Annotated in this window: 28 protein-coding genes; 18 read left to right on the top strand and 10 right to left on the bottom strand. The window is 40.6% G+C overall.

Annotated features, from left to right (window positions below):
• The first annotated feature begins 245 nt into the window (after window positions 1-245).
• The 4 genes from N9I19_RS14085 (at window position 246) to N9I19_RS14070 (ending at window position 7,601) form a co-directional block, all read left to right on the top strand.
• The gene (locus N9I19_RS14085) at window positions 246-452 is read left to right on the top strand and encodes a hypothetical protein (protein WP_317778138.1); all 207 of its coding nucleotides are present in this window, start codon (window positions 246-248) and stop codon (window positions 450-452) included.
• Window positions 453-545: 93 nt separating this feature from the next.
• Window positions 546-983 carry a GGDEF domain-containing protein gene (locus N9I19_RS14080; protein ID WP_317778139.1) on the top strand — a complete coding sequence of 146 codons (438 nt, stop codon included), beginning with the start codon at window positions 546-548 and terminating at the stop codon, window positions 981-983.
• 575 nt (window positions 984-1,558) lie between these two features.
• Window positions 1,559-2,743 (top strand): MFS transporter, encoded by a 1,185-nt coding sequence (locus tag N9I19_RS14075; RefSeq protein ID WP_317778137.1) that lies wholly within the window; start codon window positions 1,559-1,561, stop codon window positions 2,741-2,743.
• A gap of 193 nt (window positions 2,744-2,936) precedes the next feature.
• Window positions 2,937-7,601 (top strand): hypothetical protein, encoded by a 4,665-nt coding sequence (locus N9I19_RS14070; RefSeq protein ID WP_317778136.1) that lies wholly within the window; start codon window positions 2,937-2,939, stop codon window positions 7,599-7,601.
• Window positions 7,602-7,713: 112 nt separating this feature from the next.
• Here N9I19_RS14070 and N9I19_RS14065 read toward each other — a convergent pair whose 3' ends face one another.
• Complete coding sequence (locus N9I19_RS14065; protein WP_317778135.1) at window positions 7,714-8,643, bottom strand: glycine-rich domain-containing protein; 930 nt, start codon at window positions 8,641-8,643, stop codon at window positions 7,714-7,716.
• Window positions 8,644-8,851: 208 nt separating this feature from the next.
• Here N9I19_RS14065 and N9I19_RS14060 point away from each other — a divergent pair, with 208 nt between their 5' ends.
• The 5 genes from N9I19_RS14060 to N9I19_RS14040 all read left to right on the top strand — a co-directional run bounded on the left by N9I19_RS14060 (window position 8,852) and on the right by N9I19_RS14040 (window position 12,937).
• Window positions 8,852-9,082 (top strand): excisionase family DNA-binding protein, encoded by a 231-nt coding sequence (locus N9I19_RS14060; protein WP_144478943.1) that lies wholly within the window; start codon window positions 8,852-8,854, stop codon window positions 9,080-9,082.
• A 214-nt stretch (window positions 9,083-9,296) separates the two neighbouring features.
• Window positions 9,297-10,316, top strand: coding sequence for an AI-2E family transporter (locus N9I19_RS14055; RefSeq protein ID WP_317778134.1), 1,020 nt, complete (start codon window positions 9,297-9,299; stop codon window positions 10,314-10,316).
• A 344-nt stretch (window positions 10,317-10,660) separates the two neighbouring features.
• A complete protein-coding gene (locus N9I19_RS14050) occupies window positions 10,661-11,482 on the top strand; it encodes a basic amino acid ABC transporter substrate-binding protein (protein ID WP_089362885.1) in 822 nt (273 codons plus the stop codon).
• Between the two features lie 79 nt (window positions 11,483-11,561).
• Complete coding sequence (locus tag N9I19_RS14045; RefSeq protein WP_061461716.1) at window positions 11,562-12,218, top strand: amino acid ABC transporter permease; 657 nt, start codon at window positions 11,562-11,564, stop codon at window positions 12,216-12,218.
• Complete coding sequence (locus N9I19_RS14040; protein ID WP_317778133.1) at window positions 12,215-12,937, top strand: amino acid ABC transporter ATP-binding protein; 723 nt, start codon at window positions 12,215-12,217, stop codon at window positions 12,935-12,937. Before N9I19_RS14045 ends, N9I19_RS14040 begins: the two co-directional genes overlap by 4 nt.
• A 63-nt stretch (window positions 12,938-13,000) precedes the next feature.
• Here N9I19_RS14040 and N9I19_RS14035 read toward each other — a convergent pair whose 3' ends face one another.
• The 3 genes from N9I19_RS14035 to N9I19_RS14025 all read right to left on the bottom strand — a co-directional run bounded on the left by N9I19_RS14035 (window position 13,001) and on the right by N9I19_RS14025 (window position 15,006).
• Window positions 13,001-13,372: a hypothetical protein gene (locus N9I19_RS14035; RefSeq protein ID WP_317778132.1), complete on the bottom strand. Its 372-nt coding sequence runs from the start codon at window positions 13,370-13,372 to the stop codon at window positions 13,001-13,003.
• Window positions 13,373-13,522: 150 nt separating this feature from the next.
• The gene (cidR, locus tag N9I19_RS14030) at window positions 13,523-14,407 is read right to left on the bottom strand and encodes a cidABC operon transcriptional activator CidR (protein ID WP_317778131.1); all 885 of its coding nucleotides are present in this window, start codon (window positions 14,405-14,407) and stop codon (window positions 13,523-13,525) included.
• Between the two features lie 173 nt (window positions 14,408-14,580).
• Window positions 14,581-15,006 carry a universal stress protein gene (locus N9I19_RS14025; protein ID WP_317778130.1) on the bottom strand — a complete coding sequence of 142 codons (426 nt, stop codon included), beginning with the start codon at window positions 15,004-15,006 and terminating at the stop codon, window positions 14,581-14,583.
• Between the two features lie 164 nt (window positions 15,007-15,170).
• On the opposite strand from N9I19_RS14025, the gene N9I19_RS14020 reads away from it, so the two are divergent.
• From N9I19_RS14020 to N9I19_RS14000, 5 genes are all read left to right on the top strand, one after another.
• Entirely contained in the window at window positions 15,171-15,599 is a 429-nt protein-coding gene (locus N9I19_RS14020) for a MerR family transcriptional regulator (RefSeq protein WP_089362888.1), read from the top strand.
• 35 nt (window positions 15,600-15,634) lie between these two features.
• Window positions 15,635-16,402 (top strand): 3-hydroxyacyl-CoA dehydrogenase, encoded by a 768-nt coding sequence (locus N9I19_RS14015; RefSeq protein ID WP_317778129.1) that lies wholly within the window; start codon window positions 15,635-15,637, stop codon window positions 16,400-16,402.
• Between the two features lie 109 nt (window positions 16,403-16,511).
• Window positions 16,512-17,660 carry an acyl-CoA dehydrogenase family protein gene (locus tag N9I19_RS14010; protein WP_317778128.1) on the top strand — a complete coding sequence of 383 codons (1,149 nt, stop codon included), beginning with the start codon at window positions 16,512-16,514 and terminating at the stop codon, window positions 17,658-17,660.
• Between the two features lie 27 nt (window positions 17,661-17,687).
• Window positions 17,688-18,839, top strand: a complete 1,152-nt coding sequence (locus tag N9I19_RS14005) for a thiolase family protein (protein ID WP_317778127.1) — start codon at window positions 17,688-17,690, stop codon at window positions 18,837-18,839.
• A gap of 131 nt (window positions 18,840-18,970) precedes the next feature.
• Window positions 18,971-20,551 carry a fatty acid--CoA ligase gene (locus N9I19_RS14000; protein ID WP_061461724.1) on the top strand — a complete coding sequence of 527 codons (1,581 nt, stop codon included), beginning with the start codon at window positions 18,971-18,973 and terminating at the stop codon, window positions 20,549-20,551.
• Between the two features lie 380 nt (window positions 20,552-20,931).
• Here N9I19_RS14000 and N9I19_RS13995 read toward each other — a convergent pair whose 3' ends face one another.
• The 3 genes from N9I19_RS13995 to N9I19_RS13985 form a co-directional block, all read right to left on the bottom strand.
• The gene (locus N9I19_RS13995; protein WP_061461725.1) at window positions 20,932-21,117 is read right to left on the bottom strand and encodes a YfhD family protein; all 186 of its coding nucleotides are present in this window, start codon (window positions 21,115-21,117) and stop codon (window positions 20,932-20,934) included.
• Window positions 21,118-21,227: 110 nt separating this feature from the next.
• Window positions 21,228-21,350: a YfhE family protein gene (locus N9I19_RS13990; RefSeq protein WP_081088510.1), complete on the bottom strand. Its 123-nt coding sequence runs from the start codon at window positions 21,348-21,350 to the stop codon at window positions 21,228-21,230.
• A gap of 53 nt (window positions 21,351-21,403) precedes the next feature.
• Complete coding sequence (locus N9I19_RS13985) at window positions 21,404-22,324, bottom strand: TIGR01777 family oxidoreductase (RefSeq protein ID WP_317778126.1); 921 nt, start codon at window positions 22,322-22,324, stop codon at window positions 21,404-21,406.
• Between the two features lie 127 nt (window positions 22,325-22,451).
• On the opposite strand from N9I19_RS13985, the gene recX reads away from it, so the two are divergent.
• Entirely contained in the window at window positions 22,452-23,249 is a 798-nt protein-coding gene (gene recX, locus N9I19_RS13980) for a recombination regulator RecX (protein WP_061461727.1), read from the top strand.
• Between the two features lie 75 nt (window positions 23,250-23,324).
• Window positions 23,325-23,636 carry a YfhH family protein gene (locus N9I19_RS13975; protein ID WP_061461728.1) on the top strand — a complete coding sequence of 104 codons (312 nt, stop codon included), beginning with the start codon at window positions 23,325-23,327 and terminating at the stop codon, window positions 23,634-23,636.
• Window positions 23,637-23,674: 38 nt separating this feature from the next.
• Here N9I19_RS13975 and N9I19_RS13970 read toward each other — a convergent pair whose 3' ends face one another.
• A complete protein-coding gene (locus N9I19_RS13970; protein WP_034305387.1) occupies window positions 23,675-23,830 on the bottom strand; it encodes a small, acid-soluble spore protein K in 156 nt (51 codons plus the stop codon).
• Between the two features lie 113 nt (window positions 23,831-23,943).
• Here N9I19_RS13970 and N9I19_RS13965 point away from each other — a divergent pair, with 113 nt between their 5' ends.
• Window positions 23,944-24,210: a YfhJ family protein gene (locus N9I19_RS13965; RefSeq protein ID WP_061461729.1), complete on the top strand. Its 267-nt coding sequence runs from the start codon at window positions 23,944-23,946 to the stop codon at window positions 24,208-24,210.
• A 56-nt stretch (window positions 24,211-24,266) separates the two neighbouring features.
• Here N9I19_RS13965 and N9I19_RS13960 read toward each other — a convergent pair whose 3' ends face one another.
• Window positions 24,267-25,244 carry a metal-dependent hydrolase gene (locus N9I19_RS13960; RefSeq protein WP_317778125.1) on the bottom strand — a complete coding sequence of 326 codons (978 nt, stop codon included), beginning with the start codon at window positions 25,242-25,244 and terminating at the stop codon, window positions 24,267-24,269.
• Window positions 25,245-25,449: 205 nt separating this feature from the next.
• On the opposite strand from N9I19_RS13960, the gene mutY reads away from it, so the two are divergent.
• Window positions 25,450-26,568: an A/G-specific adenine glycosylase gene (mutY, locus tag N9I19_RS13955; protein ID WP_317778124.1), complete on the top strand. Its 1,119-nt coding sequence runs from the start codon at window positions 25,450-25,452 to the stop codon at window positions 26,566-26,568.
• Between the two features lie 105 nt (window positions 26,569-26,673).
• Here the strand turns inward: mutY and N9I19_RS13950 are convergent, their stop codons facing one another.
• Window positions 26,674-26,898: a hypothetical protein gene (locus tag N9I19_RS13950; protein WP_061461732.1), complete on the bottom strand. Its 225-nt coding sequence runs from the start codon at window positions 26,896-26,898 to the stop codon at window positions 26,674-26,676.
• Window positions 26,899-26,933: the final 35 nt, after the last annotated feature.

The following is a 26,933-nucleotide window of genomic DNA, read 5'->3' as shown; positions in this document are numbered from 1 at the left end:
TTCATTTTATCATAGAGGTACTTTGCTAGAGGAGAGTTTACTGGGGATATGTTTCTATTTTCAGCGGGCCCATTTCTAAGGAAATAGGGAAAACTTAAACTTTTGATGCTTTTCCTTTTACATGGTTTTGGAATTATAATATAGAAAGGAATAATCATGTTAATAGGAATGAATGAAACGTGTAAGTCTGCCATCTAATTTAAGGGAAGATTTTTAAATGACTTCAAATATACGGGGGCTGTAGAATGAAATTCAATAAATTATCATTAGATATATTTAAACGAACGTTCTTCACCCGTAAGAAAAGGGAAAAGGACTATTTAAAGATAGGGTTCGAAGAGCAAAAAAAGGTTTTTAAAATAGTGGAAAGCACGAAGGATATTATCTACCGCTATGAATCCAATCCTAGTTCTAAGTTCAGTTATCTAAGTCCATCCATCAATGCCTTTTAAGGTCAAGGGGTCTTGGAAGAAGCATACAATGATCCTTCCTCGCCTTTTGAAAGGATTCATCCCTGATGACTATGAAATCCTGAATGAAAAAATATACAGTTTTTCGATAATATATTCGCGAAATCCAATGAGGATTTTGATACTCCGGTTGCCATGATTTTATGTGATTTAGATGAGTTGAAATTTATGAATGATATGTATGGCCATAAGAAAGGGGATGAATTGATTAAAGAAGCAGCCAATCTAAGGGTTTTCTCGGATATTGCTGTTGTTTCAAGAGTGGGGGGAGATGAGTTTGCCATTCTGCTGATTGATAGAGGTAAGGGAGAAGTGGAGTCACTTTGTGAATTATTAAAGGAAGAAATCATTTTGCATAATTCCCATGAAATGGGCCCCACATCAGTTTGTCATTCGGGTATGCTTACCGTTTACATTCCAAAGGGAATATGGATAGCTTATTCATGGGATCAAAAAATGTATCAAGATAAACGGCGAAGAAAAGAACTGAAACTCGTTCGGGCGGGTAGGTGAAAGATATGGGGATACAATAATATAGCTTTCGACTGTTATCTCTCTTTTCATTAGGCTCTTTTCGTAAAGATTGTTGTTTTTAAAACGAAACTTTTAAGGTTGATTGGAGCGGAAGTGCGAGACTCCTGCGGGAGCAGCGGGACAGGTGAGACCCCATAGGCGTTTACGCCGAGGAGGCTCACCGCCCGCCCCGCGGAAACCGAGCATCTGGAGGGGAAATCAACCACAACTCACTACCTGGTAAATAGCAACAAAGTATGTGAAAACAGCCTTTCATTAACATGATCGGCAAGTAATGCATAAATCTCTTCCTTGATGGATTTGAAATTGGTATTGCAGTATGGCGAACGAGTGAAGAAATCGTTAGTTAGCATACGTACGGTAAGTGGACCATATCTTATTCAGGGGATGGAAATGATTATATCAGCCTTTAATTATGAAGGGTTGAAAGAGGCCCAGTGTCATACTGGGCTTTTCTTTTGATATATATTTAGGTACACGAAATAAATCATTCGCTTATTTTAACCATTTTTAGTAAACTGGCAGTGACTATTTTAATTAGAAGGTGAAGGGATATGAGGGAAACCTTAGTGAATGAACGGGTAAGAGGGAATGACAAAATCTGGACACGTGACTTTATCATGATCTGTTTGGCAAATCTGTGCATCTTCATGGGATTTCAAATGACGATGCCGACCCTCCCGCTGTTTGTTGAGCAGCTTGGTGGTGATGACCGCCTGGTGGGGGCTGTCCTTGGAATTTTTACTTTTTCGGCCTTGCTTGTTCGGCCAATTGCCGGCAGATTATTGGAAACGAAGGGAAGGCGAATCGTTTTTATTATCGGGTTAGCCATTTTCGCATTGTCCGTGGGTTCCTTCGGTTTTATGGGCAGCATCGGCTTGTTATTCATGATGCGGATTGTACAGGGCGTCGGCTGGGGATTTTCTTCAACGGCTTCAGGAACAATAGCTTCCGATATAATCCCCGCGAAACGGCGTGGTGAGGGGATGGGTTACTACGGTTTGTCGGGTAACTTAGCATTGGCATTCGGTCCATCATTGGGTCTATTTCTAGTTACGGTCCTTCCGTTTCAAGAGTTGTTCTTGATCTGTTCATTATTAGGATTGTTTGCCATCATTTCAGCATCACTTATTCGATATCAAAAAGTGGATAGTGATCCTTCGACGGCAGTGGCAGCCAAAAGGTTCGATATATATGAAAAAAGTGCCCTTCAGCCATCTTTGCTCATTTTCTTCATTTCCGTCACATTTGGTGGAATTGCAACCTTCCTTCCTCTTTATACAGCGGAAAAAGGGGTAGATGGAATTCAGTGGTACTTTTTAGTATATGCAATGGCCCTCATGGTCACGAGATTATTCTCGGGTCGATTATATGACCGAAGGGGACATCGGGCAATATTCATTCCTTCAACAGTGCTCATCATGGCTGGGATGCTGCTGCTTGCGTGGATGCCGGGTGAAGCGGTCCTTTACATCGCGGCAGTGCTTTATGGATTTGGGTTCGGCTCCGTTCAGCCGGCGCTTCAGGCATGGTCGATTGAAAAGACGGCAGCCAATCGAAAGGCGATGGCGAATGCAACATACTTTTCCTTTTTCGATCTTGGAGTGGGCATAGGTGCTATTGTGTTCGGACAGATAGGCTATCTCTTAGGCTATAGAAGCATCTATATCACGGCAGCAGTCTCGATTTTCATATCAATGATCGTTTATTTATGCATTATCAGGAGCGAGGAAAAGTAAAAATCAATATAAGGACTTTGGATGACTTCAGTTGAAGTCATTCTTTTTTTGAGTCGGGAGGAAGACACTGGTTTCCGTTGTTTTATCAGGGTATCATCCTTAATATTCAAAAAAAGGAAAAACTTTGTTATTATCAAAAAGAGAATATACATACGATGATATAAGGCCTAATAGAAGGAAGGGGAATCTGGGGATGAATGATTCTTCAAACGAAGAAATGACATTAGAAAGAAGGAAGCGCATTTTCCAAGAAGAGCTGGGTGTTTTATGGGAAAGGCGGCTCATCCCTAAATCAGAATATATCCGGATTAGCAAGGCCTACGAAAGGCATTTCCAATTAGCCCTCTATAAACAAAAGTGCTTAGAGCATGAAAAAAGGAAATCCATTCAAGGACCTGAGACGATTATCGGTGAAAGTCCCGACAAGAAGGTTCAAGATAGCCTGATTGAAGAATCTTCATTGGAATTACTGAAATCTGGTGGATTGAAAAAATCGATAATGAAAGAGGAGAAGACCGGATTTGAGCCTAATGAATCAGTTTTGGAGGATAGTCTTGAACCTATCAAGGGAATCCCTGAAAGGATACCGGTTATTCAAAAGCAGGCAATCAAGCGGGAGAAACCAGCAAAACCAGTAAAACCGAAGAAAACACCTGAGCAGATCAGGGAACGGAATATCTCTGTCATCCTGCTCACGGGGGTCATATTGCTTCTGTTCGGCGGGGTGATTTTGGCAACCTCTTCATGGGGGGATTTGAATGCGGTCCTGAAAGTTTTCTTCATTGGAATGGTATCCGGCATTTTTGCGGGAATGGCCTTCATCGCTTCAAAGCTGAAAATTAAACAGACCGCTTTTGCATTCCTGACGCTAGCGGGTTTATTTATTCCGATTACGATTTTATCAGCTTCATATTATCGGATTTTTGGAGAGTACCTTTCACTTAATGGTGGGGGGCGGGGGCTTCTGGGGTTTCTTGGAGGATTACTCTGCTTAGCCATTTATTTTAAGATCGCTGACTATTTTAAGTCGAAAATATTCATATTCATTTCCATATTCACGTTCGGCATTACCTGCTATTTCGGTTTAGCTTTTGTGACGCCGACTATCGAGTGGATGTTTTTGACGATTGGCATTCTTAACTTAATACTTTTATGGAATATTGAACAATTGAAAAGTCAAAAAGCCTTAAAGATATTCAAACCATTCATTTTTCAATTCATCCAGTTTAAGATCATTGTGGAAGCCTTTGCGATCTTGACGTTATTTTCAAGTAACTTTGTCTATTCGCTAACGTTGATGGTCTTTTCTGTTTTGTTTTTAGTTTTTTTCGTTAAATTCCAAAAGAAACATTATGAAATGGCTTTTAGTGCCGTTTTCACTTATGGATATATCCATTTTGTTTTTAATTCATTTTTAAGTGAGTACATGGTCATTGCTTTTGCACTTGTACCAATCATTTTTACAGCTCTTTCAAAATATCTGGCCAAATTCAAAATGAATAAGCTTTCCAAGAATTTCATGTTTACCAGTTTGATTGAGAGCGGGATTGTCTTCCTATATATAAACGCAATGGTGTACCAGGAAAACTATGCGCAAATATTCATCGCGCTCATGATAGTATCCGCACAGCTTGTCTATGTTTCCCTTCAATCGAGAAATTCAAGCTTCACGTACCCGGCGGTTGTTGTTTTCAACTTAGCGTTCGTATATCTTTTCTTTGCCTTGCCAGTCTCTTTTTCTACCGTGTTAAATCTGATTTTTATCCTTCAGGTCATTCAATATCTTGGATTATATTTATATAACCACCCAAGGTACAGCCTGTTTAAGAGGAGTATCTTACTTATCTCCCCAATGATCATGTTAATGATACTGACCAGTAAATTCAGCGAGATGGATTGGCTTGCAGTTAGCGCCGCCCTCGCCATGATCTCTGGACTTTTCTTCATCACATATATAAAAGACGATACAAAGCATATGAAGGAAAACGCCATTTACGGATTTCCAATCACTTTCGTTCTGGCTTTGGTTGCTTTCTATCCATATTTGTTGGAAAGTTTAGAGTGGGCCCGTTCAAATATCCCGGTCAGCCTCTATTTAATGGGGGTTTCCCTGATTTCCATCGGTGGGGCTTACACATTAAAAAAGGGATATCATAAATTCTTTCCTGTTTTTGCATATAGTGGTCAGATTCTTTCCTTCCTTTCCTTTTTATGGATTCCATTCAATTCACTGAATCCTTTAGAGGCAAGCGGAGTGATTGCCGTAGCTGCTGCAATAAATGGTTGGTCCGTCCATATACATCGGAAGCACATATTCTGGGTGCCTGTCGTGATTTCAAGTGCCGGCCTATATGCTTCGCTCTACGATGTTTTTGATTTTGGTTCAATGGTGTTGAAGATTGCGTTCGTGCTGACCGGCCCTATTATCTTTTTCCTTTTAGGGGAATGGCTTGGGAAATATTCAAAAAATGGGAAACAGTACTTCATTTACGCAAGTCACCTTGCCAATATACTGGCGATTCCTGTTGGATATTTGCTCATTGTCAATACGGAAAGTTCACCGTTCCTTTATACTGCACAGCTGTTGATCTATATTTTGAGTGTCTGGCGGGCACATGTGAAATGGGAAAAATACGTTTTTACGTACCTAGGGTTTTCAGTTCTTTTCCTACAGGTCCACTTATTTTTGGCAAACATGGGGCAAATGGTATTCATTACATCAATATGCTTGATGATAACAACAGGAATCATAACCATTCTGTGGGCGGTTTCCAATAAGAATTGGAAAGGCATCATGGAGTATTACCTTATTCCATTCATTCATTTAGGCATAAGCATATCCATATTGGAAACGGCAATCCGGGATTTTCCGCTTGACTGGGAATTGGTCTGGGTCGGGGTGATGACAGTACAGTTCTTGTTTACCTGGTATCTGCTCATGAAAAGGAATTGGCGGAACTATGTAGTGGTTCTTCTAAGCCTGGCGTTCATTTTCTACAATATGTATGTAAATACATTACCCCTGATTATGACGATTATCGTATTATTTTTATGCACGGCTGTGATGGTGTTTGCCAGCAGTCGCCATTTCAAAGGATTGGTCAACAAAGAGGAATCGAAGAGATCCATTGATTATTATAGGATTTATGGCTTGTTATATCTGTGTACTCTGAATCTGGAAGTGTTTACGAGTGATACAGGTACTGCGATTTTGGGGATTTTTGTTTCCCTGCTGTTGCCTAGCTACTTCATCCTGATGAGAAGGCTCACGATCTATAAGGATGAAAGAAGCATTTACTCAGGGATAGCGGCCATCATCGGAATTTTTCCGTTTATCATTATCAAAGACTATGCACATACACTCCCAATCTTCACAAGTTTGGCTGTTCTTATTGGCTGTATGGCAGGAATGTTGTTGTTGAGCAGGCTGTATTCCAGCGGGTTACTCAAGAAAAACGGATCAGGCATCACCAGCTTTGATCCCTTCAGAATCTATGGTTTATTCTTTATGATCGATTTGAATGTAGAGGTTTTTAATAAAACTGATCAACTGTTACTCAAAGTCTTTGTATCGCTCTTTTTAACCGCTTATTTCATTTTCCTGAGAAGCTTCACAAAGGAAAATCAAGAACGGAAAATCTATTCCAATATTGCTGCTATAGTCAGTCTGTATCCTTTCCTAATCATCGTCATCTATGCCGACAGTCTCTCGGTTGTAATGGGATTGATGGTCCTTTTCAGCTGTATGTTAGGAATGCTGTTTTTAAGCCGACGTTATTTCACTGGATTAATCAAAAGGGAAGAAACAGGTATAACCATCGATGCATACAGAGTATATGGCCTGCTATTTTTACTTGCCATGAATAGGGGAGTTGCAGTAACTGAAACACCAAGCCAGTTACTCCAGGTTTTTGCATCACTCTTGATCACGGTTTACTTCATCCTGATTGGCAGTTTCACAAAGGATGTAAAAGAAAAGGGCATCTATGTTTGGCTGACGGGAATTCTCAGTTTGTATCCGTATTGGACCATCATCATGTATGCGGACACGTTACGGCCTTTCGTTGAAACGACAATCCTTTTTGGGTGTACGGCCATGATGGTACTATTAAGCAGGAAATTCTTTAAAGGCATGCTGAATAAAGGCGGGGCAGGACTTCAATTGGATTTTTACAGAGTCTATGGTCTGCTGTTCCTTCTTGCCATGAACATGGATGTTTTGACTGGGGAACCACAATTCATTCTCGAAATCATCGTGGCACTTCTGATTCCGGCCTATTTCATTTTAATGAGAAGCACAACGACAGGAACGATGGAAAGAAAAATCCAATTGGCTGCAGCGATATTGTTCAGTCTATATCCTTATTGGGCCATCACCGATCAATTTACGATACCAGCGGTACTTGAGGTGGAGGTAAATATTCTGCCGCTTTTCATTATCAGCACCATTCTGCTGAGGAAAATCTTTGTTAAAGGAAAAATCACACAATATATTGAGACTGGTATTGTTTTCATCCTGTTTTCAGTTTTGATCATTGATGCAATGGCGGGCAACACCTTATATGATGCGCTGATTATCGGAACAGTGTCATTGGCTGCTATGCTCTTTGGATTCATGATGAAATACAAATCCTATTTCATCGCTGGAACTGGCACCATTTTATTCAATGTCTATATGAATACCAACTCGATGTGGGGCGAGATGCCCTGGTGGCTGTATTTAATCATCGGTGGAGGGCTCCTTATCGGAATTGCATCTCTCTTTGAATGGAAAAAACAAAAAGACAACCGGACATCGAAGGAGGTTCTTGAGAAAAATAAACAAAGGATCAAGAATTGGTTCAATCGTTGGAATTAATTAATCGTATCGTTAAACCACTGTAAGGTTAATGAAGAAGAAGCGCTGAGCGGCGTTACGAATAATAGAGCATCAAAAAAACGCTTGGATTTTCCAAGCGTTTTTTTGATGCTCAAGACGAACAAGAGCTGCATGAAGAACAGCTAGAAGAGGAATCAGAACTGCTGTCATGGGAACTGTTATGATCACCACCATGAACGGCATGACCGGATTTAGAGGAAACCGCAGTCGGTTCTTTCCCAAAAATATCTTTAAATTCACTGTCAAAATCATCGGTGCTGGCATAAGTGAAATAGGCAGGAGCTGCGTAGTCCGTCTGGTTGTAATTTTTCTGCCAATTCAATTCTTTCAAGGGACGATTTTCTTTAAATTGGGAAGTGAAACATTCAAAGGTCCGTTCCGCTTGGGCACTTGTCGGTTTTCGCATATATTTCTCTTTTAACTGCTCCAGTTCCATCGTTTCAAAATCGCGGAGAAACGTTAGCCCTTTATCATGTTTGAAAAACTTGCCCCATTTTTGGATGGAAGGGAAGTCAACCGTAAATAGCTGTATATAGTAAAAGTCAAAAAGAGTGCGTTCTTCAGGTTTGAAAACGGGTTGTGAATGAGGATGGTGCTGAATGGTCCTACCGATGAAAGTCTGGCAAAACTCATTATATTCCTGTCCATAATCCAGCATGATATGCCACAACTCATCGATGACTGAATTAAACATTTCAACTTTTCCAAACACAGCAGTCATAATCAAGTAGCGTTTCAATTCACGCCATGCCTGATTGACCCTTATCTGTGAATCCCTTGGATGCTTCAGTCGGAATTCAGTATTGACCTTTTCCATATAATCGATATCCAGTGCTTTGTTAAGTTTTTCTATCAATGCTTCTGAAACGATTTCCGTTGCATGCAGATCTAAAGTTTCCGCATGGTATTTACGGAATTCATATTGATAGCGTTCCAATTTTGCCGGCTCACTTTTTCTTTTCATGAAATTGACCAGGAAAACAGCAAAAATTGCCGCGAGAATGACATAAAAGAAGGTCATTTTGTTCACTCCTCTTAATCTATGGGTATATTACTTTAACATTATCTTACATGTTATTGGAAGGGATTGTAAGTCATTACTGTGATTTTTAATCCTGAAACGGGATGCGTCTTTTTTTTGGTATGGAAGGGCTATTTAATTGCAAAGATCAAGCACTTCAAATAATGCCTCCAATCTAGTATAGTTAGTAAGGAAAAGGGGTGAAGGCATGTACTTGACAGTAAAAGAGACTGCGGAATATTTATCGATGCCGGAATCTTATATAGAAAGTTTGATCGTTCAAAATAAAATTCGCACCGTTCATGACGGGGAGCAGCATTTGATTTTTAAAGAGCAGTTTAATATGCATCTTGAACAGATGGAGAAATATAAGAAGCAATTAGCGGATTATTATAACGAGCCCATCCCCGAAGATATCGATGTGAAGGATGAGGATTAGCATCTGCCCATTTGGTAGATGTTTTTTCATGCATGAATGGCAGTGGAATTAAGGAACCGGATGTTCTAAAAAGGTCTTATCTAACGTCCGCATAATGGGGCTTACTGATGATTCAAATAATTTTGTTGTCAATGTAAGGTATTTGTAGTAGAATCCCTCAATTCCGTGTAAAATAGGAATTATCACAGCAGAATGGTAGTTAGGAGATAGGTAAGTGGTAAAAGAGTATTTGCAAAGCGAAGGTTTTTCAAGGTTAATTACATTAATTGTGTTAGTCCTCTTTTTAATAAGCATCGGAAGTATGGTTAATATCGTGTTATTCACATTTGTTTTCACTTTCTTGATGGGAAGGCTGGAGCAATTTATCATGATTCGGCTAAATAAAGTGATGCATATCAACTCTAAGGTTGTTATTAGCTTTTTATATGCAGTCGTTATTTCTTGTTTAGCCATCGTTCTTTATAAATATCTACCGGTCATAACGTTGCAATTTACGGAATTAGTTACACAGATCGTTTTCTTCTTTCAACATCCTCCCGATAGTCGGGTCATTCAATACGCCATTAGTTTAATGAACGAGACTGAATCGCCGCTCGATCTTCAAAAACAGATGAATACGCTTTATCTTTATGTATCTGATTTCGGCAAACTGGCATTACAGATTTTCCTTTCTATACTGCTTAGTCTATTTTTCTTATTGGAAAAAGATAAAATTATTCGTTTTACTTCTAAATTTAAGCGGGGTAAATTCAAATCCTTCTTTATAAATCTTGGTCACTTTGGAGTTAAATTCATCAATTCTTTCGGAAAGGTAATTGAGGTCCAGTTCTTAATAGCCATTACGAATGCAGTCCTTTCAGTATTTTTCTTATGGATTCTTGGATTTCCACAGTTGATCGGTCTAGGAATTATGATTTTCTTCCTAGGGTTGATTCCAGTTGCAGGAGTTATTATCTCCCTAGTTCCACTTAGCATGATTGCCTACAGTATCGGCGGTATGCCAAAAGTGATTGCTGTGTTTATCATGATTGTTGTGATCCATGCACTTGAAAGCTATATTTTAAATCCGAAATTCATGTCGGCAAAAACAAATCTTCCAACATTTTTCACCTTTATCATCCTATTGTTTTCCGAGCATTTCCTTGGGATATGGGGATTGATCATCGGGATACCGATCTTCATCTTCCTGTTGGATATGTTAGATATTGAAGAGGGGACTAAGGAAGTCCCCTGATAATCATTTAAGCAGCGGCCACGCTAATTTGGCCGCTGCTTATTTTTGTTCGATTAAACCTTTTGAAAGTTGGCACTATCTGTTTTCAATATAATAACCATTAATTGGAATGGAGGTGGAAAAAGTCTGTGCGTTTACCCATTAAAGCATAATTACGTTTCTAATTTACTGAGTTAATTGATTAAAAATTTATTTTACTAAAGTTATTTGTCCGACTTTTTATTGCATAAAAAAACAAATAAACGTATAATATTCTTGAAGGAATAAACTGAATCTTCTATAAAGTTAGATTTATCTGTTTTTTTAAAAAAAATAGAGTTTACGAGAGAGAAGAGGGGATTATTTTGAAAAAGGTTTCTTTTTTAGTTTTTGCCATGGTAACTTCTTTGTTATTAGTCATGACAGGATGCGGGAAGGATAAGGAAGTCTCGACAACCAGTAAAGAAGAAGAGTCCAGTGGAAAAACACTCAGGATCGTGACGGACGCCAATTATGCTCCATTTGAATTTCTTGAAGGTGATAAGATTGTAGGATTCGATGTTGATTTCATCAATGCTGTCGCTAAAGAAGCGGGTTATGAAGTTAAATTGGAAACCGTTGGTTGGGATCCGATTTTTGTTGAAATTGAATCTAAGAGAGCGGATGTCGCAATTTCTGCGATTACAGTGAATGACGAAAGAAAACAATCTTATGATTTTTCGGTTCCGTACTTTTTATCCACAAACAAGATTCTCGTTCCAGAGAAAAGTGATATAAAATCAGGAAATGAATTGAAAGGAAAGGTCATTGCCGTTCAGACTGGTACAACCGGACAGGAAGCGGTAGAGAAACTCCTTGGAAAAAATCACAAGGACATCAAGAAATTCGAAAATAATAACCTGGCCATTCAGGAATTACTAAAAGGGGGAGCTTCGGCTGTCGTAGCTGATAATACGGTTGTTGAAGAATATGTGAAAAATAACCCGGATCAAAAATTGAAAGTCGTTGAAGATAGCAATAGTTTCAATAAGGAATTCTATGGTCTTATGTTCCCAAAAGGCAGTGAATTGAAATCGGAGTTCGATAAAGCAGTGAATGCCATTTATGAAAATGGTAAATACGCAGAAATTTATAAAGAGTGGTTTGGTACTGATCCAGATATCGAAACATTGAAAGCACAACAATAAAAACAAGTGGATAGTAGAAGATTGCGTAACTTTACGTGTGAAGTTACGCAGTTTTTTTGGTCTTTAGGAGGGGAACGGAATGAGTTTTCGCTGGGATATTATTTTTGAATATGCTCCTTTCTTATTAAAAGGAACATTACTTACTATAGGGCTGTCGGTTTCCTCCATCCTCATCGGAACCTTTTTGGGGTTATTGATCGGTTTAGGGAAAATCATGAGAAACAAAGTGCTTGCCTTTCCATTTTACTGTTATGTCACGGTTTTTCGCGGAACACCGCTATTAGTTCAAATCTTTTTAATCCATTTTGGCATTGTGCCCTTTTTTACCGGGGAAACGAATGCAGTAACTGCTGGGGTCATTGCTTTATCTTTAAATGCAGCCGCATATATTGCGGAAATTTTCCGTGCGGGCATTCAATCCATCGATAAAGGGCAAATGGAAGGGGCACGTTCATTGGGAATGACCCATACCCAAACAATGATTCATGTTGTATTACCTCAAGCTTTTAAACGAATGATCCCTCCGTTGGGAAATGAATTCATCGTATTATTGAAGGATTCATCCCTGCTTTGTGTCATTGCAGCACCAGAATTAATGTATTGGGGGAAAGCGATGGGGAGTCAGTATTTTAAAGTTTGGGAGCCATATTTGGCATGTGCCTTCATTTATTTATTCCTGACCCTCATTTTAAGTTTCGTATTAAATAGACTCGAAAGAAGGTTGAAAACAGAATGATCAAGGTCGAGAATCTAAAGAAGTCATTTGGGGAAAATGAAGTATTGAAAAATATCAATGCAATCGTTGCACCTCAGGAAGTAGTGGTGGTAATTGGGCCTTCTGGATCGGGTAAATCCACTTTCCTCAGGTGTATCAATCAACTTGAAACGATAACGGGAGGCCATATTTTCATCGAGGGACTTGATACGACAGACAAGAAGGTCAATATCAATAAAGTTCGAACGGAAGTTGGCATGGTATTTCAGCATTTTAACTTATTCCCTCATAAGACTGTTCTTGAGAATATTATGCTCGCGCCTTTAAAGGTCCGCAAGATTTCCAAAGAACAGGCTTCCCAAAGAGGCATTGAACTGCTTAAGAAAGTGGGGCTTGCCGAGAAAGCAAACGCATACCCGGATTCATTATCGGGGGGACAAAAGCAACGTGTGGCAATCGCCAGGGCGTTGGCGATGGAACCCAAAATCATGTTATTCGATGAGCCGACTTCCGCTCTTGATCCGGAAATGGTCGGTGAAGTCCTTGAGGTCATGAAGCAACTGGCCAAGGAGGGCATGACCATGGTGGTGGTGACCCATGAGATGGGGTTCGCAAAAGAAGTTGGCGATCGCGTGATTTTCATGGATGAAGGTTATATTATCGAAGAAAATATCCCCAGTGAGATTTTTGATAATCCCCAGCAGGGAAGAACCAGAGCCTTTTTGAGTAAAGTGCTATAATTAAGCTTTTAAGAAAAAAACCTTCCGTTAATGGAGGTTTTTTTTAGGAACATATCATTGGCTTCATTTGATGCATGAAGCGCCTAAAAGCGATTCAGGGCTTTTACCGAGCACAAGCATACTGATTTTGGCATATCCAATATTTTTATATTGGGACAAGGTCTGATGTAATACCTGGAAATTCGGATCATCCTTTAACTTTTGAACTTCCTCTATATATAATCTAATAACGGAGGGCATAACGAATTCAGGGGTACATTCGTTAGGGGTTACATCCATGATTAATGTCCCCATAAATTGATATTTAAATTGAAACGCCCGTGTTAAGGCAACGACATGGAGCAGTTTATTAAATAGTTCGGGGTGTGAACTCTTAATTTTCTCCAGAGTTGCTTCTGCTGCATGTAACTCATCGACATTAGATAAAGTGATCATGAATATCTCCTTTCCGAAACTATGGAATCCATCGGCATTTAACGTGCTTACCAAGTCTAACCCCGCCCTTACGTATTGTAAAATGGTTAGATGTTATCATGTGCATAACCAAAATCTATGATAGTGCTTACATCGATCATGCCTTTTAATTCACTCTTTATGTGACAACGCTTCCCTCGTATATTTCAGCCATTCTTTTGCAGCGCATGAAAGGTAATGGTCCTTACTCCAAATGAATCCCAAATTCCAACTAATGGAGGGGTTTTTAACCTTGATGGACTTTACGCGTTCATCATTACGACATAAACTTTCAGGCAATAGAGAAACGCCAAGTCTACAGTAAACCATTTCCTCAATAAAATCCCAGCGTGAGCTTTCCGTGACGATATGTGGAGAGAAGCCGGCTTCATTACAGGATGAAATGACGAGATCACGAAGGACGTAATCTTTATTGAATAAGATGAAAGACTCGTTTTCCAGGTCGGCCAAATCGATTTCTTCCCGACAAGCATATTGATGGGAGGGATGAACAATCAAGTTGATGTCTTCTTCTAAAAAAGCAAAATGATGAAAAAGTGCGGTGTTGGTTGGCAGGACTATTACGCCTATATCAATTAAGTCATTTTGGACTGATTCTTCAATTTTCTTTGAACCATCCTCTACTAATTGAAAGGTAATATTGGGATAGTCCTCATGGAAACGGCTAAGAATTCGGGGGAAGAAAGAGGCGTCGATGATCGGCGGCAAACCGATGCGTATATGCCCCTTTTTTAAACCTAATAAATTGTCCATTTCCGTTTCTAAATTGTGAAAGGCCTTATCAATCAATTTTGCCTGCTCTAAGACGACCCTGCCAGCATCGGTCAAGATCATTTGCTTACGGGAACGATCAAAAAGTTCAACGCCTAGCTCGGTTTCCAGGTTTTTAATCATCTTGCTTATAGTCGGCTGGGTAATGAATAAATGATCGGCAGCCCGAGTAAAGCTATTGAAATTGGTTACCTCTATAAAGTATTGCAAATGTTTAATATCCATTGCTTCACCTGTTATCCTCATTAAAATTACTTTCATTTTACCTGTAAACGGAAGTGTTTGTAAAACATGATAAGTATTGAGTTACCTAATGTTCATGCTCGCATAAAGAAGCTGGATTCCAAAGGGAACCCAGCTTCTCTAGGACAGGCCATAAGAAAAGTTTGCAGCACATTTTATTTGACCAATAAGACAGGCACAGGGGAATGCTGGACGATGTAGTGACTCACGCTGCCCAGGAATTCCTTGAAACCACTCAATCCGCGGCTGCCCATGATGATAAGGTCACAATTCTGGGATTGTGCATGTTCCAATAAAGCCGTGATGGCTGAACCTTCTACGACAAATGTTTGGGATGGATTCGGGATTTCGGATAATAGCACTTCCGCTTTTTTTATTACTTCATTGCCATACTTGAGCATGGATTCTTCAATTTCCTGAAAAGCATTGCCATATATATATGGTTTGATTGGAAGTGTAACAGCGTGAAGCACCTGGATTTCGATAGAGGGATCCAGCTTCGTTAATTCAATCGCTTTTTCTAAAGATTTAAGCGCCAATTCAGATTCATCATAAGCAACTAATATTTTTGAACATAGCATGATCTTGTCCTTCCCTTCTTTTGAGGAATATACTAATAGTATATCAGTCTAAATCTTTCGCACAGTTTCATATATTGTAAATTTTGTGAATATTTATTGAAGTTTACGTTAACGTCAATGTTAAAATAAAGGTAAACAATCCCTTTGCAAAGCGTGGTTTTAACATGTACACCATTTCTGAGTTAGCAAAAGAATTCGAATTGACGACAAGGACTCTCCGATATTATGAGGAACTGGGTATGCTCAGGCCAAAGCGTACTGAAACGGGAAGAAGAGTTTATGGAAAGAAAGAATACGCACAACTCAAAATCATAATGCGCGGTAAGAAGTATGGGTTTTCGTTAGTGGAAATTAAGGATATAGTCCTTTTATTCGATAAGGATGGGACGGGTATTAAGCAATTGGAAAAAACGATAGAAACGGCAGGACAGAAATTAAGCGAAATTAATGAACGCATTAAAGAGCTGGATGGATTGAAGCAGGATTTTGAACAGGTAATCAAAGGCTTTACCGAAACCCTTTGTGAATTGAAGGTGAAACAGGCAAGCGGTGAAATTAATATTGAAAATAGGTTTTATGATCGTGAAAGATGAATATATATTCTAGACGAAACAAATGAGGTGAGGAATTGGAAATTCAAGAAAGCATTGCAGTGGTGACTGGCGGGGCATCAGGTCTGGGAGCGGCGACAGTAAGAAACATCATTAAAAAAGGAGGAAAAGCGGTCATATGTGACCTCTCGGAAGAAAATGGCGCTAAACTGGTGCAAGAATTGGGAGATTCAGTCCTTTTTGTTAAAACGGATGTAACAAGTGAAGAAAGCGTATTGGGAGCGTTGGAAAAAGGAATTGAAAAATTCCAGAGTATCAACACGGTCGTCAACTGTGCTGGTATTGCAATTGCTGAGAAGGTCATAGGCAGGAAAGGTGCACATGAATTGAAAGCGTTCTCAAATGTGGTGACAATCAATTTGGTCGGTACATTTAACGTGATCCGGCTTGCAGCTGAAAAAATGGCCGAAAATGAGCCGAACCAAGAGGGGGAGCGCGGGGTCATTATCAATACTGCTTCGGTAGCTGCCTTTGAAGGACAAATCGGACAAGCTGCATATAGTGCCTCCAAGGGAGGGATTGTTGGGATGACCCTGCCGGTTGCAAGGGAGCTTGCAGCCAAGGGGATACGTGTTGTATCGATTGCACCGGGTCTATTCCAAACTCCGATGTTCGATTCATTGCCTGATGAAGCAAGGACGTCATTAGGTAAAACCGTGCCATTCCCTTCAAGGCTCGGGTATCCCGAAGAGTACGCTAAACTAACGGAAAGCATCATAACGAATCCAATGCTGAATGGGGAAACCATCAGACTGGATGGGGCCATACGAATGTCACCCAGGTAAGTGTGAATTCCTTTCAGGAAAGACAATGCCATTTATTGTGATTATTTGAAAAAGGGCCTTCCTAAATGGAAAGGCCTTGGACAAAGCCGTACATGAGGAGATAAAACAGATGAAACATCCATATCTAAGTGAAGATCATGAGATTTTCCGCAAATCATTCCGAAAATTTTTGGAGAAAGAAGCAGTTCCCCACTATGAACGATGGGAAGAAGAGAAAATCATTCCCAGATCATTTTGGGTGAAAATGGGGAAACAGGGTTTTTTATGTCCGGATCTTGGAGAAGAGTATGGGGGTTCCGGGGTAGATTGGGGCTTTGCGGTCATTATTAATGAGGAATTGGAAAGAGTGGGTTCTGGTTTCATTGGTTTCGGACTACACAGTGACATCACTGTTCCTTATATTGCCGCATACGGAAATGGGTCGCAGAAACAGCGCTGGCTTCCAAAATGCACGACAGGGGAAATCATTACAGCCATCGCGATGACAGAGCCTGGAACAGGTTCGGATTTAGCCAATATTAAAACGACTGCGATTTTGGATGGAGATCATTACATATTAAATGGCCAAAAGACATTCATCACAAATGGCATTCATTCGGATTTGGTCATCGTTGCTTGTAAAACGGAACCAAGTGCCGTTCCGAAGCATAAAGGGGTTAGCTTAGTTGTGGTCGAAAGGGACACACCTGGATTTTCCAGGGGACGCAAACTGAAGAAACTTGGTTTGCACAGTCAGGATACAGCAGAACTCATCTTCGAGGATTGCCGTGTTCCAAAGGAAAACCTGCTTGGTGAAGAAGGCAACGGTTTTACTTACTTAATGGAGAAATTACAGCAGGAACGTCTTGTTGTTGCCATTTGTTCCCAAACGGCATCTGAGGATATGCTGGCCGATACGATCGAGTACGTGAAAAGCAGGGAAGCTTTCGGAAAATCCGTGAGCCAGTTTCAAAATACTCAATTCAAAATCGCTGAAATGGCAACCGAAATCAAAATGGGGCGTGTTTTCCTGGATCAATTGATCGCCAATCATATGGCGGGTGAACAGGTGGTCACGGAAGTGTCGATGGCAAAATGGCGCTTGACGGAGACTGCGAGAAAAATATCGATTGAATGCATGCAGCTCCATGGCGGCTATGGATATATGGAAGAATACAAGATTGCCAGAAGGTATCGGGATGTCCCGGTAGCAAGCATCTATGCCGGGACAAATGAAATCATGAAGAAAATCATCGCTAAGAATCTTGGCCTTTACTAAAGACAGGATGAGAAGGGAAGAGAGTATATGCGGGAAGTGGTTATCGTCGAAGGGATTCGCACGCCAGTCGGCAGAAGGAACGGTGTATTGAAAGACGTTCGCCCAGATGATCTGGCAGGGGAAGTATTGAGGCAGCTGATTGAAAAGGCAGGCATTGATCCGTCTATTGTCGATGATGTCATTTTAGGTTGTGTTTCACAGGCTGGCGAACAGGCCGGTGATATAGCACGCGTTGCTGCACTGATTGCCGGTTTTCCGATTGAAGTTCCGGGAACGACGATTGATCGTCAATGCGGATCAAGTCAGCAGGCTGTCCATTTCGCTTCCCAAGCCATTTTGTCGGGAGATATGGATGTGGTAGTGGCGGGAGGAGTGGAAAACATGTCCCGAGTCCCTATGGGGTCTAATTATCAAGGAGCCGTAACGAGTCCAAAGTATTTAGAGAGCTATGAGGTAATCAATCAAGGTTTATCGGCTGAAAGAATTGCCGATAAGTGGGGAATAACACGTGAAGAATGTGATCAGTTTTCCGTTGAGAGTCATGGCAAAGCAATACGCGCTCAAAAAGAAGGCTATTTTGACCGTGAAATGATATCAGTAATTGGTACTGATAAGGAAGGGAATTATATGGAGGTTAAGGAAGATCAAGGTCCAAGGGCCGAAACTACGCTGGAAGTACTTGCTGGATTAAAAACGGTTTTTCAAAAAGATGGTTTAATCCATGCCGGTAATTCAAGCCAGATCAGTGACGGTGCTGCCGCTTTATTATTGATGGAACGCAGTAAAGCGGAAGAACTTGGATTGAAACCGCGCTTTAAAGTGCATACACGGGTTGTTGTCGGGTCAGATCCAACCCTGATGCTTACGGGCCCGATACCTGCCACTCAAAAGGCTTTGGAAAAAGCATTCCTTTCCATTGATGATATCGATGTCTTTGAAGTGAATGAGGCTTTCGCTCCTGTCCCGATTGCCTGGCTAAAAGAAACGGGGGCAGACCCCATGAAGCTGAATCCAAATGGCGGGGCGATCGCCTTAGGTCATCCTCTTGGCGGAAGCGGTGCCCGATTGATGGTGTCGATGATCCATGAGTTAGAAAGAACAGGCGGCCGTTATGGGCTGCAAACAATGTGTGAGGGCCAAGGCATGGCGAATGCCACCATAATTGAAAGATTGGACTGAAACGGGACCAACCGGTTATGAACATTGTAATTCGCACGAAAGTAAAGCTGAAATAGGGATGAAACCGACCTTCGGCAGGATGGCCTGAACTCTTCCTGTTGATGGTGGGTTTACTTGAGGAGGAAAATGATATGTCAGTAACGATTAAAAATATCTTTGATCAGACGGTTCAGAATTTCCCCATAAAAGAGGCTATCTACGACGTGAGAAGAAATATCCGTTATACGTACATTCAGTGGAATGAGCAGGTGAATAGATTGGCGGCGGTCCTTCAAGCGGAAGGAGTGCGAAAAGGGGACAGGGTCTCTACATACCTTTACAACAATGAAGAGCTTGCCACCGCATTCTTTGCCTGTGCAAAAATCGGTGCAATCTTTAATCCAATCAACTTCCGCTTAATGCCAGAGGAGCTGGCCTTCATTTTAAGTGACGCTTCTCCAAAGGTCGTTATATTCGAACAAGAATTGGAATCGACCGTTGCCGCCGTTGAGAAGCGATTTCCGGAAACGGCTTTCTGGTTTATTGATGATGAAGTGCCTGGATATGCCAAAGGTTACCGCCAAAAAATGGCCAGTATCTCATCAAAGCCAGACGAAGTGGACGTTCACGAGGATGATGTTTATGCCATCATGTATACGAGCGGGACAACCGGATGTCCAAAAGGGGTCATTCACCTTCATAAAGATATGATCAAACAAGCAGCAATTTTAATAGAGGCCATGAAGTATGAACGCTCTGATATCGGTTTGATTACTGCACCGATGTTTCATTGTGCTGAATTGCATTGTTCCTTTTTACCTCGCGTACAGGTTGGTGCCACAAATGTCATATTACATCAGTTTAATCCCAAAAAGGTTATGGAAATGATTGAATCCGAGGGGATCACCAAGTTATTTGCTGCACCAACGATGTGGAACATGCTCATTCAGGAAAACTTGGATGAGTATAAATTCCAGAGCTTGAAGCTGGGGCTTTATGGAGCAGCCCCGATGGCCCCATCACTTGTACGTGCCTGTCAGGAGAAACTTGGCATCCAGTTCATCCAAGCTTATGGAATGACTGAAATGGGTCCGGCCATCACTCTCCTATTGGAAGATGATCAAATTAGGAAAGCGGGTTCTGCCGGCAAAGCATGTTTCGATCATGAAATCATCATTGCCCGTCCGAATGACGAAGGGCCATCAGATCCCGATGATATTTTGGAACCTGGGGAAACAGGTGAAATCCTTGTGAAAGGTCCATGTATTATGCAGGGGTACTTTCAAAAAGGTGGAGAGACAGAAAAAGCGCTATACAAAGGTTGGTACCATTCCGGTGACATCGGTTTCCTAGATGAAGATGGATATCTGTGGGTCAAGGACAGAGTGGACGACATGATTATCTCTGGTGGGGAAAATATATATCCACGTGAAGTGGAAGACACACTTTATGAGCATCATGGAGTCCTCGACTGTGCAGTACTTGGTCAGCCTGATGATAAATGGGGGGAAATTGTAACGGCCTTCATTGTAGCCAAAGACCCAACGCTTGCGGAAACCGATTTAGAAACGTGGTGTAGGAACAGTGATACACTTGCGAACTATAAACGTCCAAGAAGATATATATTCTGTAATGATCTGCCTCGAAACGCAAGTGGGAAGATACAAAAATTCTTGCTTCGTAAACAGTTGGAAGAAAATGTTGATGGAAAAAGTTTGGGGAACCTTCTTTAATGCCGGGGGCAGTAGTCAAAAGGCCAAGATACAGCATATAAATTTAACCCATGAAAATCAGCTTAGGCAGCAGCTGGTATGAATTGATTCTTTAGTTGAATTAATAAATGCATAATAATCCTGTGGAACAAATCAAAGAGAGAGAATAGTTATCCACAACAAAAATGCAGAGTACTTAGTATAACATCCCCTTTATCCACATAATCCACAGGGTTATCCAGAAATAACATTATTTTCATGTTAATAAGGTGAGTTATTGCACTTGTAGATTGTCGGTATTTTCAGAATATATCCACAATATACACAAGGTTGTGGATAAGCTATGTAAATAAAGAAAATATAAGGGGCTGATTTACAGCCCCTTGATTAGTTTCTCCTGCTTATGAGCGGCGATTATGTGCACGGCGGTCAGCCGCATTTGCCCGGGCTTGTGCCTTGACGTCTTCCTGGTCAGCCAGTTCGGAAGAATATTCAACGTCAAGTCCGTCACTTTTCAGGTTTTTAGGAACCTGAGGAAGTTTTTGTTTGTTCTTATCTCGATTATGGTGTATGTTATTTCGTCCCATGTTAGCGCCCCCTAGAATAAAAAATAAGCTGGAGATGAATTCACAATTATCATCTCCAGCTTATTTTGTGTTGAGTGGCTGTTCAAAATGTAAGGGAAAAAACTCCAAACTTAACGACGGGATTTCTTCTCGGTATATCCACCAGCTCGATCTGCTTTTTTAAATTCGCGAGCATAAAGAATTGCTTGGGTACTAGTTAAGTTACTTTTCTCTTTATCGTGTTTTTTGAGCAATTAGATCATCTCCATTTCACTTAATATCCCTATTTTTTCCTAAAATGACCCTTTCATACGTGAGAATCTTCTTTTAAGATATTTTGTAAAGCTTCTTTAAGGGTTGGAAAGGAGAAAATGAATCCTTCCTCTTTAAGTTTGATGGGAAGGACATTTTGTCCTTCAAGCACAAGTATGCTCATTTCCCCCAGCAGTTTCTTGAGGAAAAAGGGAGGTACAGGTAACCAATGGGGCCTGTGAAGGACAGCTCCTATCGTTTCCCCGAATGTATCCATCTGAACGGGGTTCGGTGCCGTAAAATTGACTGGACCTTCTATCCTTGAATCGTTCATGCAGAAGGTGATTGCACGGACAGCGTCATGAATATGAATCCAGGAAAGCCACTGATTCCCTTTACCCATCTTTCCTCCGCCGAAAAGTTTATAAGGTAGGACCATCATTGGCAATGCGCCTTCTTTTTCTCCCAGGATCACACCGAATCTTGTTAGGACGAACCTTTTACAGTAAGAGCGGGATTTAGCGGCTTCCTTTTCCCAAAGCTTAACAGTACGGACCAAGAAATCATCACCGATGGATTCAGAGGTTTCGGTAAATGTGTCATGGTCCGAAATCCCATAATATCCGATTGCACTTGCGTTGATGATGACAGACACTTTTTCGGGCAGCATGGAAAGGATCCGGTTCATCTCTTTGGAAGCTTCGACCCTGCTTTCGACAATCCGGCGTTTTCTTTCAGGATTCCAACGCCCGCTGTTTAAAGATTCACCAGCAAGGTTAATGAAAACATCGAGCCCCTCCAAATGCTTTTCCGGCTTTGCGTCCTTGGTCAACCAGCCGATATATGTAGAATTTGACCGTTTTTTGAACTTTTCGGGATGCCGGGTCAAAATATATATATCATGATTTTCTTTTGATAATTCATCAATAAGGGCTGTGCCGACAAAACCGCTTCCACCAGCAATGGCTATTTTCATGAAAACCACTTCCTTTCCCTTTTCTTTTCTTCACTTTAACATGCCCATTTGCTTTTTTCATTTTTAGACATGCTATATCTAGAAATGGTACACGTAAACGGGTAAAGTAGGAATGGGGGTGGATTTTATGCCAAACATAACAAAAATAACAACCCAAAAAAAACGTAAAGATCGTTATAACATTTTCGTTGATGAAAAATATGCTTTCAGTGTGGACGAAGAAGTGCTATTGAAATTTCATTTGAAAAAGGGTATGGCACTCGATGGCCTGCTCCTGGCTGAAATACAATTTCATGATGAAATCCAAAAAGCATTTACTGATGCACTTAATTATTTATCATACCGGATGCGTTCGGAATCGGAAATTCGCCTTTATTTGAAAAAGAAGGAAACAGAAGAGCCGATTATAAAGGAAGCGATACATAAGCTATACAGCTTTAACTATTTAGACGACCTTGAATTTGCCAAGGCTTACGTACGGACCCATGTGAACGGAGGCAATAAAGGGCCCACTACCCTTAAGCTCGAGCTTAAGGAAAAAGGGGTACAAGAAAAGTTGGTTGTCGAGGCATTGAAGGAATACCCCTATGATATTCAGATTGAGCATGCAAGGAAACTTGCTGGAAAATCGGTCAAAAAGGAAAAAAACATTTCGGAACGGGCATTAAAGCTAAAAGTTGAACAAACCTTGTTACGGAAAGGTTTCCCGAGAGATGTCATCCTTGAAGCACTTGAAGATGTGGCGGTTGAAAAGGATGAAGATGAACAATGGGATTCTCTATGCCACCATGCCGAAAAAATGAAACGCAGATATAAAAACCATGAAGGCTTCGAATATGAACAAAAAATGAAGCAGGCATTATACCGAAAAGGTTTTCCAATAGAATTGATTGAGCGTTATCTTTCCAATCCTGAAATGGATTAAGTGCATCGATAGCCAAATCACAAAATTTTGTTTAATATAGAAGTAAATTAATATTTCATTTAAGGAGCCATATATATGAGCGACGTAAGATACAGCAAGTTGTCGGTCTATGAACTGCAGCAGGAAATTGCAGCATTGACTGAAAAAGCGAGAAAAGCAGAGCAATTGGGAATGGTTAATGAATTTTCTGTATTGGAACGGAAAGTGACGATGGCCAAGGCCTATTTATTAAATCCCGATGATTTCAAAAAAGGTGAAATATATCAAATTGAAGGCGATCCCGGTGTCTATTTCAAAATTGATTATATGAACGGTGTATTCGCCTGGGGTTACCGCTTGGGTGGAAGCGGTAAGGAAGAGGCACTGCCAATTTCAATGTTGAAATAAAAAGGAACCGGGAAGACCCCGATTCCTTTTGAATTGCCTTAATTCGATCGCTCGTTTGAAGCTTTCATTCGTTCTTGAGGGTGTGTATTAATACTTCCATCTGCACGCTTTGAAGCATATCTTGCCTTTGCACGAGGCTCGCCTTGGAATTTATTATTGTTTTGGTTGGGGAATCCTTTTTGTTTATTTCGCAAGTTTTTCTCCTCCAGGCATCAGATTTATGAAAGAAGCGTTTCCGCTTACCACTAGTATGGGTAAGGGACTGTATAGTTCATTCTGTAAAAATATTGGCAATGAGGTGGTTCTAATGAATGATTACCATGAAAGATTAACCAAGAAACTGCTTGAGAAAAATGATCACATCACGTATGAGCAAGCTTTGACTTGGGTGGAATTATTATGGGAAGATTTCGAAGCGACCTATGCAAAGGCTGGACATGAATATGCCGGAGAAGAAATGACATCACGTGTTGTTAGGACCTGGATCGATAACTACGGTGAGCATTTCCACGAATTCATTGCAAAAAATCCTAAATATCAACATTTATTAAATCAACAGAATCGATTGCATTAAAAAAGCTGATTCCAGAGGGATTCTCTGGAACCAGCCTTTTTTCAGGTAGGCAGCGACTACAAAATAATATTCAATTTCTTCTGCAACTTCGCTTCGCTAAAGATCCAACCGGTATACGAATTCAAGATATTCAAATCGCGGTCTAAATGGACTACTGCCACAAACGGGTAATAACCATTGCTGCGGTATCTTAAATCGATAAAACGGACTTCATAATATTCTTTTTTCTGCTCGATTTCAAAGCGGTAAACCGGAGAAAAGGACAGAAAGGCAGCCAAGTTGATATCCTTCTTGGCGACTTCAAGAATTTCACTTTCAGGTAATGGCACTCGATCAAACGTATCAAGAATCTTCACATACCCATTATCGGCTCGTGCCACATAATAATTCTTTTCGGTGATTACCGCAATTTTCCAGCGGTGAAAACGCATGGTCGGTGATAAAAGAATTTTCCTTGCTCCAGGAATTTGTTGCTTTACGGCTCTTTTAATGAAAGCCTGCTCCCTGAATCTGGAAATGTAATAAAGAACAAGTATTCCGTAAATCGAGAGAAATAAATAGCCTGGAGGAAATCCAAAGCCCCATAATATCAGGCCGGCAACATGTATTCCAAAAATGAACGGGTCGAATGTATTGATGACCCCTAAAGCTACCCATTTTGAAGAAATTGGCCTAAGAGCCTGGGTCCCATAAGCATTGAATATATCCACGAATACATGAAGGAATACGGCTAAAAAGGTCCAAAGCCAAAGGTGAAGGTAATTTGCTTCAGGTATGATGGCGAAAAGTGCTCCGCTGATAATCAAGGGCCAAAGTAAAACAGCGGGAATGGAATGCGTGATTCCACGGTGATTTCGTATATATACAGCGTTATTCCTTAATTTTAAAACAGTGTCAATGTCTGGAGCTTGTGATCCCAATATCGTACCTGCAATGACTGCACTTGCAGTTACTGGGCTCTGCGCAATGACAGGATCTAATGTGGCAAGACCTCCAAGAGCAATTCCCATGACAAAGTGAGTACCTGTATCCAAAAAACTAACCTCCCTGCCACAATTTGAAAAAAATGGTCTTCTCTCATCATACCGTATTTATATATTAACCATCAAATGAATATAATTATCTTATTTTCGTGCCCCAATACAAATAAATGGATATGAACATGATATTAAAAAAAGAATGACCTACTATTGGTATTCCCATTTTTGATAAGAGTGTAACATCTTTGGAGGAACTGATGTGAAAGAAATAACGATCCCGACAATAGAAAAAATAAAAATTGATGATTTTCAGAAAGATTTAGTTAGCTGGTTTCTTGAAGAACAAAGAGAATTACCATGGAGGGAAAATAAGGACCCTTACCGTGTTTGGGTTTCTGAAATAATGCTGCAGCAAACGAGAGTGGACACGGTGATTCCATATTTCAACCGGTTTGTTGAATGGTTTCCCACACTAGAGGATTTTGCCATTGCAGATGAGGAGAAAGTCTTAAAAGCTTGGGAGGGTCTCGGATATTACTCACGTGTAAGGAATCTGCATAGTGCCGTTCAGGAAGTGAAGTCTTCCTATAATGGGATTGTACCGGACGATCCCGAGGAAATTTCCAAATTGAAAGGTGTCGGCCCTTATACAGCTGGTGCGATTCTGAGTATCGCCTATGGCAAACCGGAGCCAGCCGTCGATGGAAACGTTATGCGTGTTTTATCAAGGATATTGATGATATATGAAGATATAGCAAAGCCAAAGACTAGAAAAACTTTCGAGGCTGCCGTCAGAAAGCTGATCGATCATGATCATACTTCTGCCTTCAATCAAGCATTGATGGAACTGGGGGCATTAATCTGCACACCAGGTAAGCCTGCCTGTCTATTATGTCCCGTTCAAAGTCATTGTCTTGCATTTGAAGCAGGGGTTCAGTCGGAACTGCCGGTAAAAATCCAAAAGAAAAAAACGCGGGATGTACCAATTGTGGCTGCCGTATTGACGAATGAAAAAGGTGAATTTTTGATTCACAAGCGGGCTTCTGAAGGATTGCTAGCGAATCTTTGGGAATATCTGAATTTCGAGAACCATTCATCCCTACAGCATAAAAGGGAATTCTTCGAGAATCGGTTTCAGGAAATGTATGGTGTCAAACCGGAAATTACAGAATCACTTGTGAGAATTGAACATGTTTTCTCGCATCTTGTTTGGAAAGTGGACACGTATACGGGAATGATCAAAGAAGCCATCAGTGAAGAGACATTAAAAGAACACCAACTCAAGTGGGTGAGTGAAGCTGAGATGGAGGAGTTCGCATTTCCGGTTTCCCACCAAAAAATGATAAAGGCCTATAAAGAAAAAGAGCGTATTGAATAAAGGCTATTTAAATAAAGGTGCTAGTGAAATTTGGTATAATCAAAGAGGATATCCGCTAAGATATCCTCTTCTTTTGTTGATTTCCAATGTCATATCCGTATAAAATCAATCGTAAATGGTTTTCGTTCCATGAGTATAATCGGCTTCCTGCCTATTAAGTCCGCCCCTATTTTCAATTTCTTTGACGATTTCGCTATGGATACTCTGTCCTTCTTGGTTTAAATAAGGTACCATTTGTTGAAGGGAGTGATGAAAATAGGCTAGTTCACTATTTTCCCAATCCGATTTTTTCATCATCGACAACTCTGTCATATCACGTCCAACATACATAACAGTAACACTCCTTTTAAAAATGATTTTTATTA

Origin of the sequence: Peribacillus sp. CSMR9, assembly GCF_033141925.1 — a bacterium.
Lineage (GTDB): Bacteria > Bacillota > Bacilli > Bacillales > DSM-1321 > Peribacillus > Peribacillus simplex_A.
The sequence above is the reverse complement of the archived record's forward strand: the minus strand, read 5'-3'. Positions and strand labels throughout refer to the sequence as shown.

Excerpts from the sequence above, each read along its gene's own strand:
- N9I19_RS14085 (WP_317778138.1), top strand. The coding sequence starts at position 246 with ATGAAATTCAATAAATTATCATTAGATATATTTAAACGAACGTTCTTC.
- N9I19_RS14075 (WP_317778137.1), top strand. The coding sequence starts at position 1,559 with ATGAGGGAAACCTTAGTGAATGAACGGGTAAGAGGGAATGACAAAATC.
- N9I19_RS14070 (WP_317778136.1), top strand. The coding sequence starts at position 2,937 with ATGAATGATTCTTCAAACGAAGAAATGACATTAGAAAGAAGGAAGCGC.
- N9I19_RS14065 (WP_317778135.1), bottom strand. The coding sequence starts at position 8,643 with ATGACCTTCTTTTATGTCATTCTCGCGGCAATTTTTGCTGTTTTCCTG.
- N9I19_RS14060 (WP_144478943.1), top strand. The coding sequence starts at position 8,852 with ATGTACTTGACAGTAAAAGAGACTGCGGAATATTTATCGATGCCGGAA.
- N9I19_RS14045 (WP_061461716.1), top strand. The coding sequence starts at position 11,562 with ATGAGTTTTCGCTGGGATATTATTTTTGAATATGCTCCTTTCTTATTA.
- N9I19_RS14040 (WP_317778133.1), top strand. The coding sequence starts at position 12,215 with ATGATCAAGGTCGAGAATCTAAAGAAGTCATTTGGGGAAAATGAAGTA.
- N9I19_RS14035 (WP_317778132.1), bottom strand. The coding sequence starts at position 13,372 with ATGATCACTTTATCTAATGTCGATGAGTTACATGCAGCAGAAGCAACT.
- cidR (WP_317778131.1), bottom strand. The coding sequence starts at position 14,407 with ATGGATATTAAACATTTGCAATACTTTATAGAGGTAACCAATTTCAAT.
- N9I19_RS14025 (WP_317778130.1), bottom strand. The coding sequence starts at position 15,006 with ATGCTATGTTCAAAAATATTAGTTGCTTATGATGAATCTGAATTGGCG.
- N9I19_RS14020 (WP_089362888.1), top strand. The coding sequence starts at position 15,171 with ATGTACACCATTTCTGAGTTAGCAAAAGAATTCGAATTGACGACAAGG.
- N9I19_RS14010 (WP_317778128.1), top strand. The coding sequence starts at position 16,512 with ATGAAACATCCATATCTAAGTGAAGATCATGAGATTTTCCGCAAATCA.
- N9I19_RS14005 (WP_317778127.1), top strand. The coding sequence starts at position 17,688 with ATGCGGGAAGTGGTTATCGTCGAAGGGATTCGCACGCCAGTCGGCAGA.
- N9I19_RS14000 (WP_061461724.1), top strand. The coding sequence starts at position 18,971 with ATGTCAGTAACGATTAAAAATATCTTTGATCAGACGGTTCAGAATTTC.
- N9I19_RS13995 (WP_061461725.1), bottom strand. The coding sequence starts at position 21,117 with ATGGGACGAAATAACATACACCATAATCGAGATAAGAACAAACAAAAA.
- N9I19_RS13985 (WP_317778126.1), bottom strand. The coding sequence starts at position 22,324 with ATGAAAATAGCCATTGCTGGTGGAAGCGGTTTTGTCGGCACAGCCCTT.
- recX (WP_061461727.1), top strand. The coding sequence starts at position 22,452 with ATGCCAAACATAACAAAAATAACAACCCAAAAAAAACGTAAAGATCGT.
- N9I19_RS13975 (WP_061461728.1), top strand. The coding sequence starts at position 23,325 with ATGAGCGACGTAAGATACAGCAAGTTGTCGGTCTATGAACTGCAGCAG.
- N9I19_RS13965 (WP_061461729.1), top strand. The coding sequence starts at position 23,944 with ATGAATGATTACCATGAAAGATTAACCAAGAAACTGCTTGAGAAAAAT.
- N9I19_RS13950 (WP_061461732.1), bottom strand. The coding sequence starts at position 26,898 with ATGTATGTTGGACGTGATATGACAGAGTTGTCGATGATGAAAAAATCG.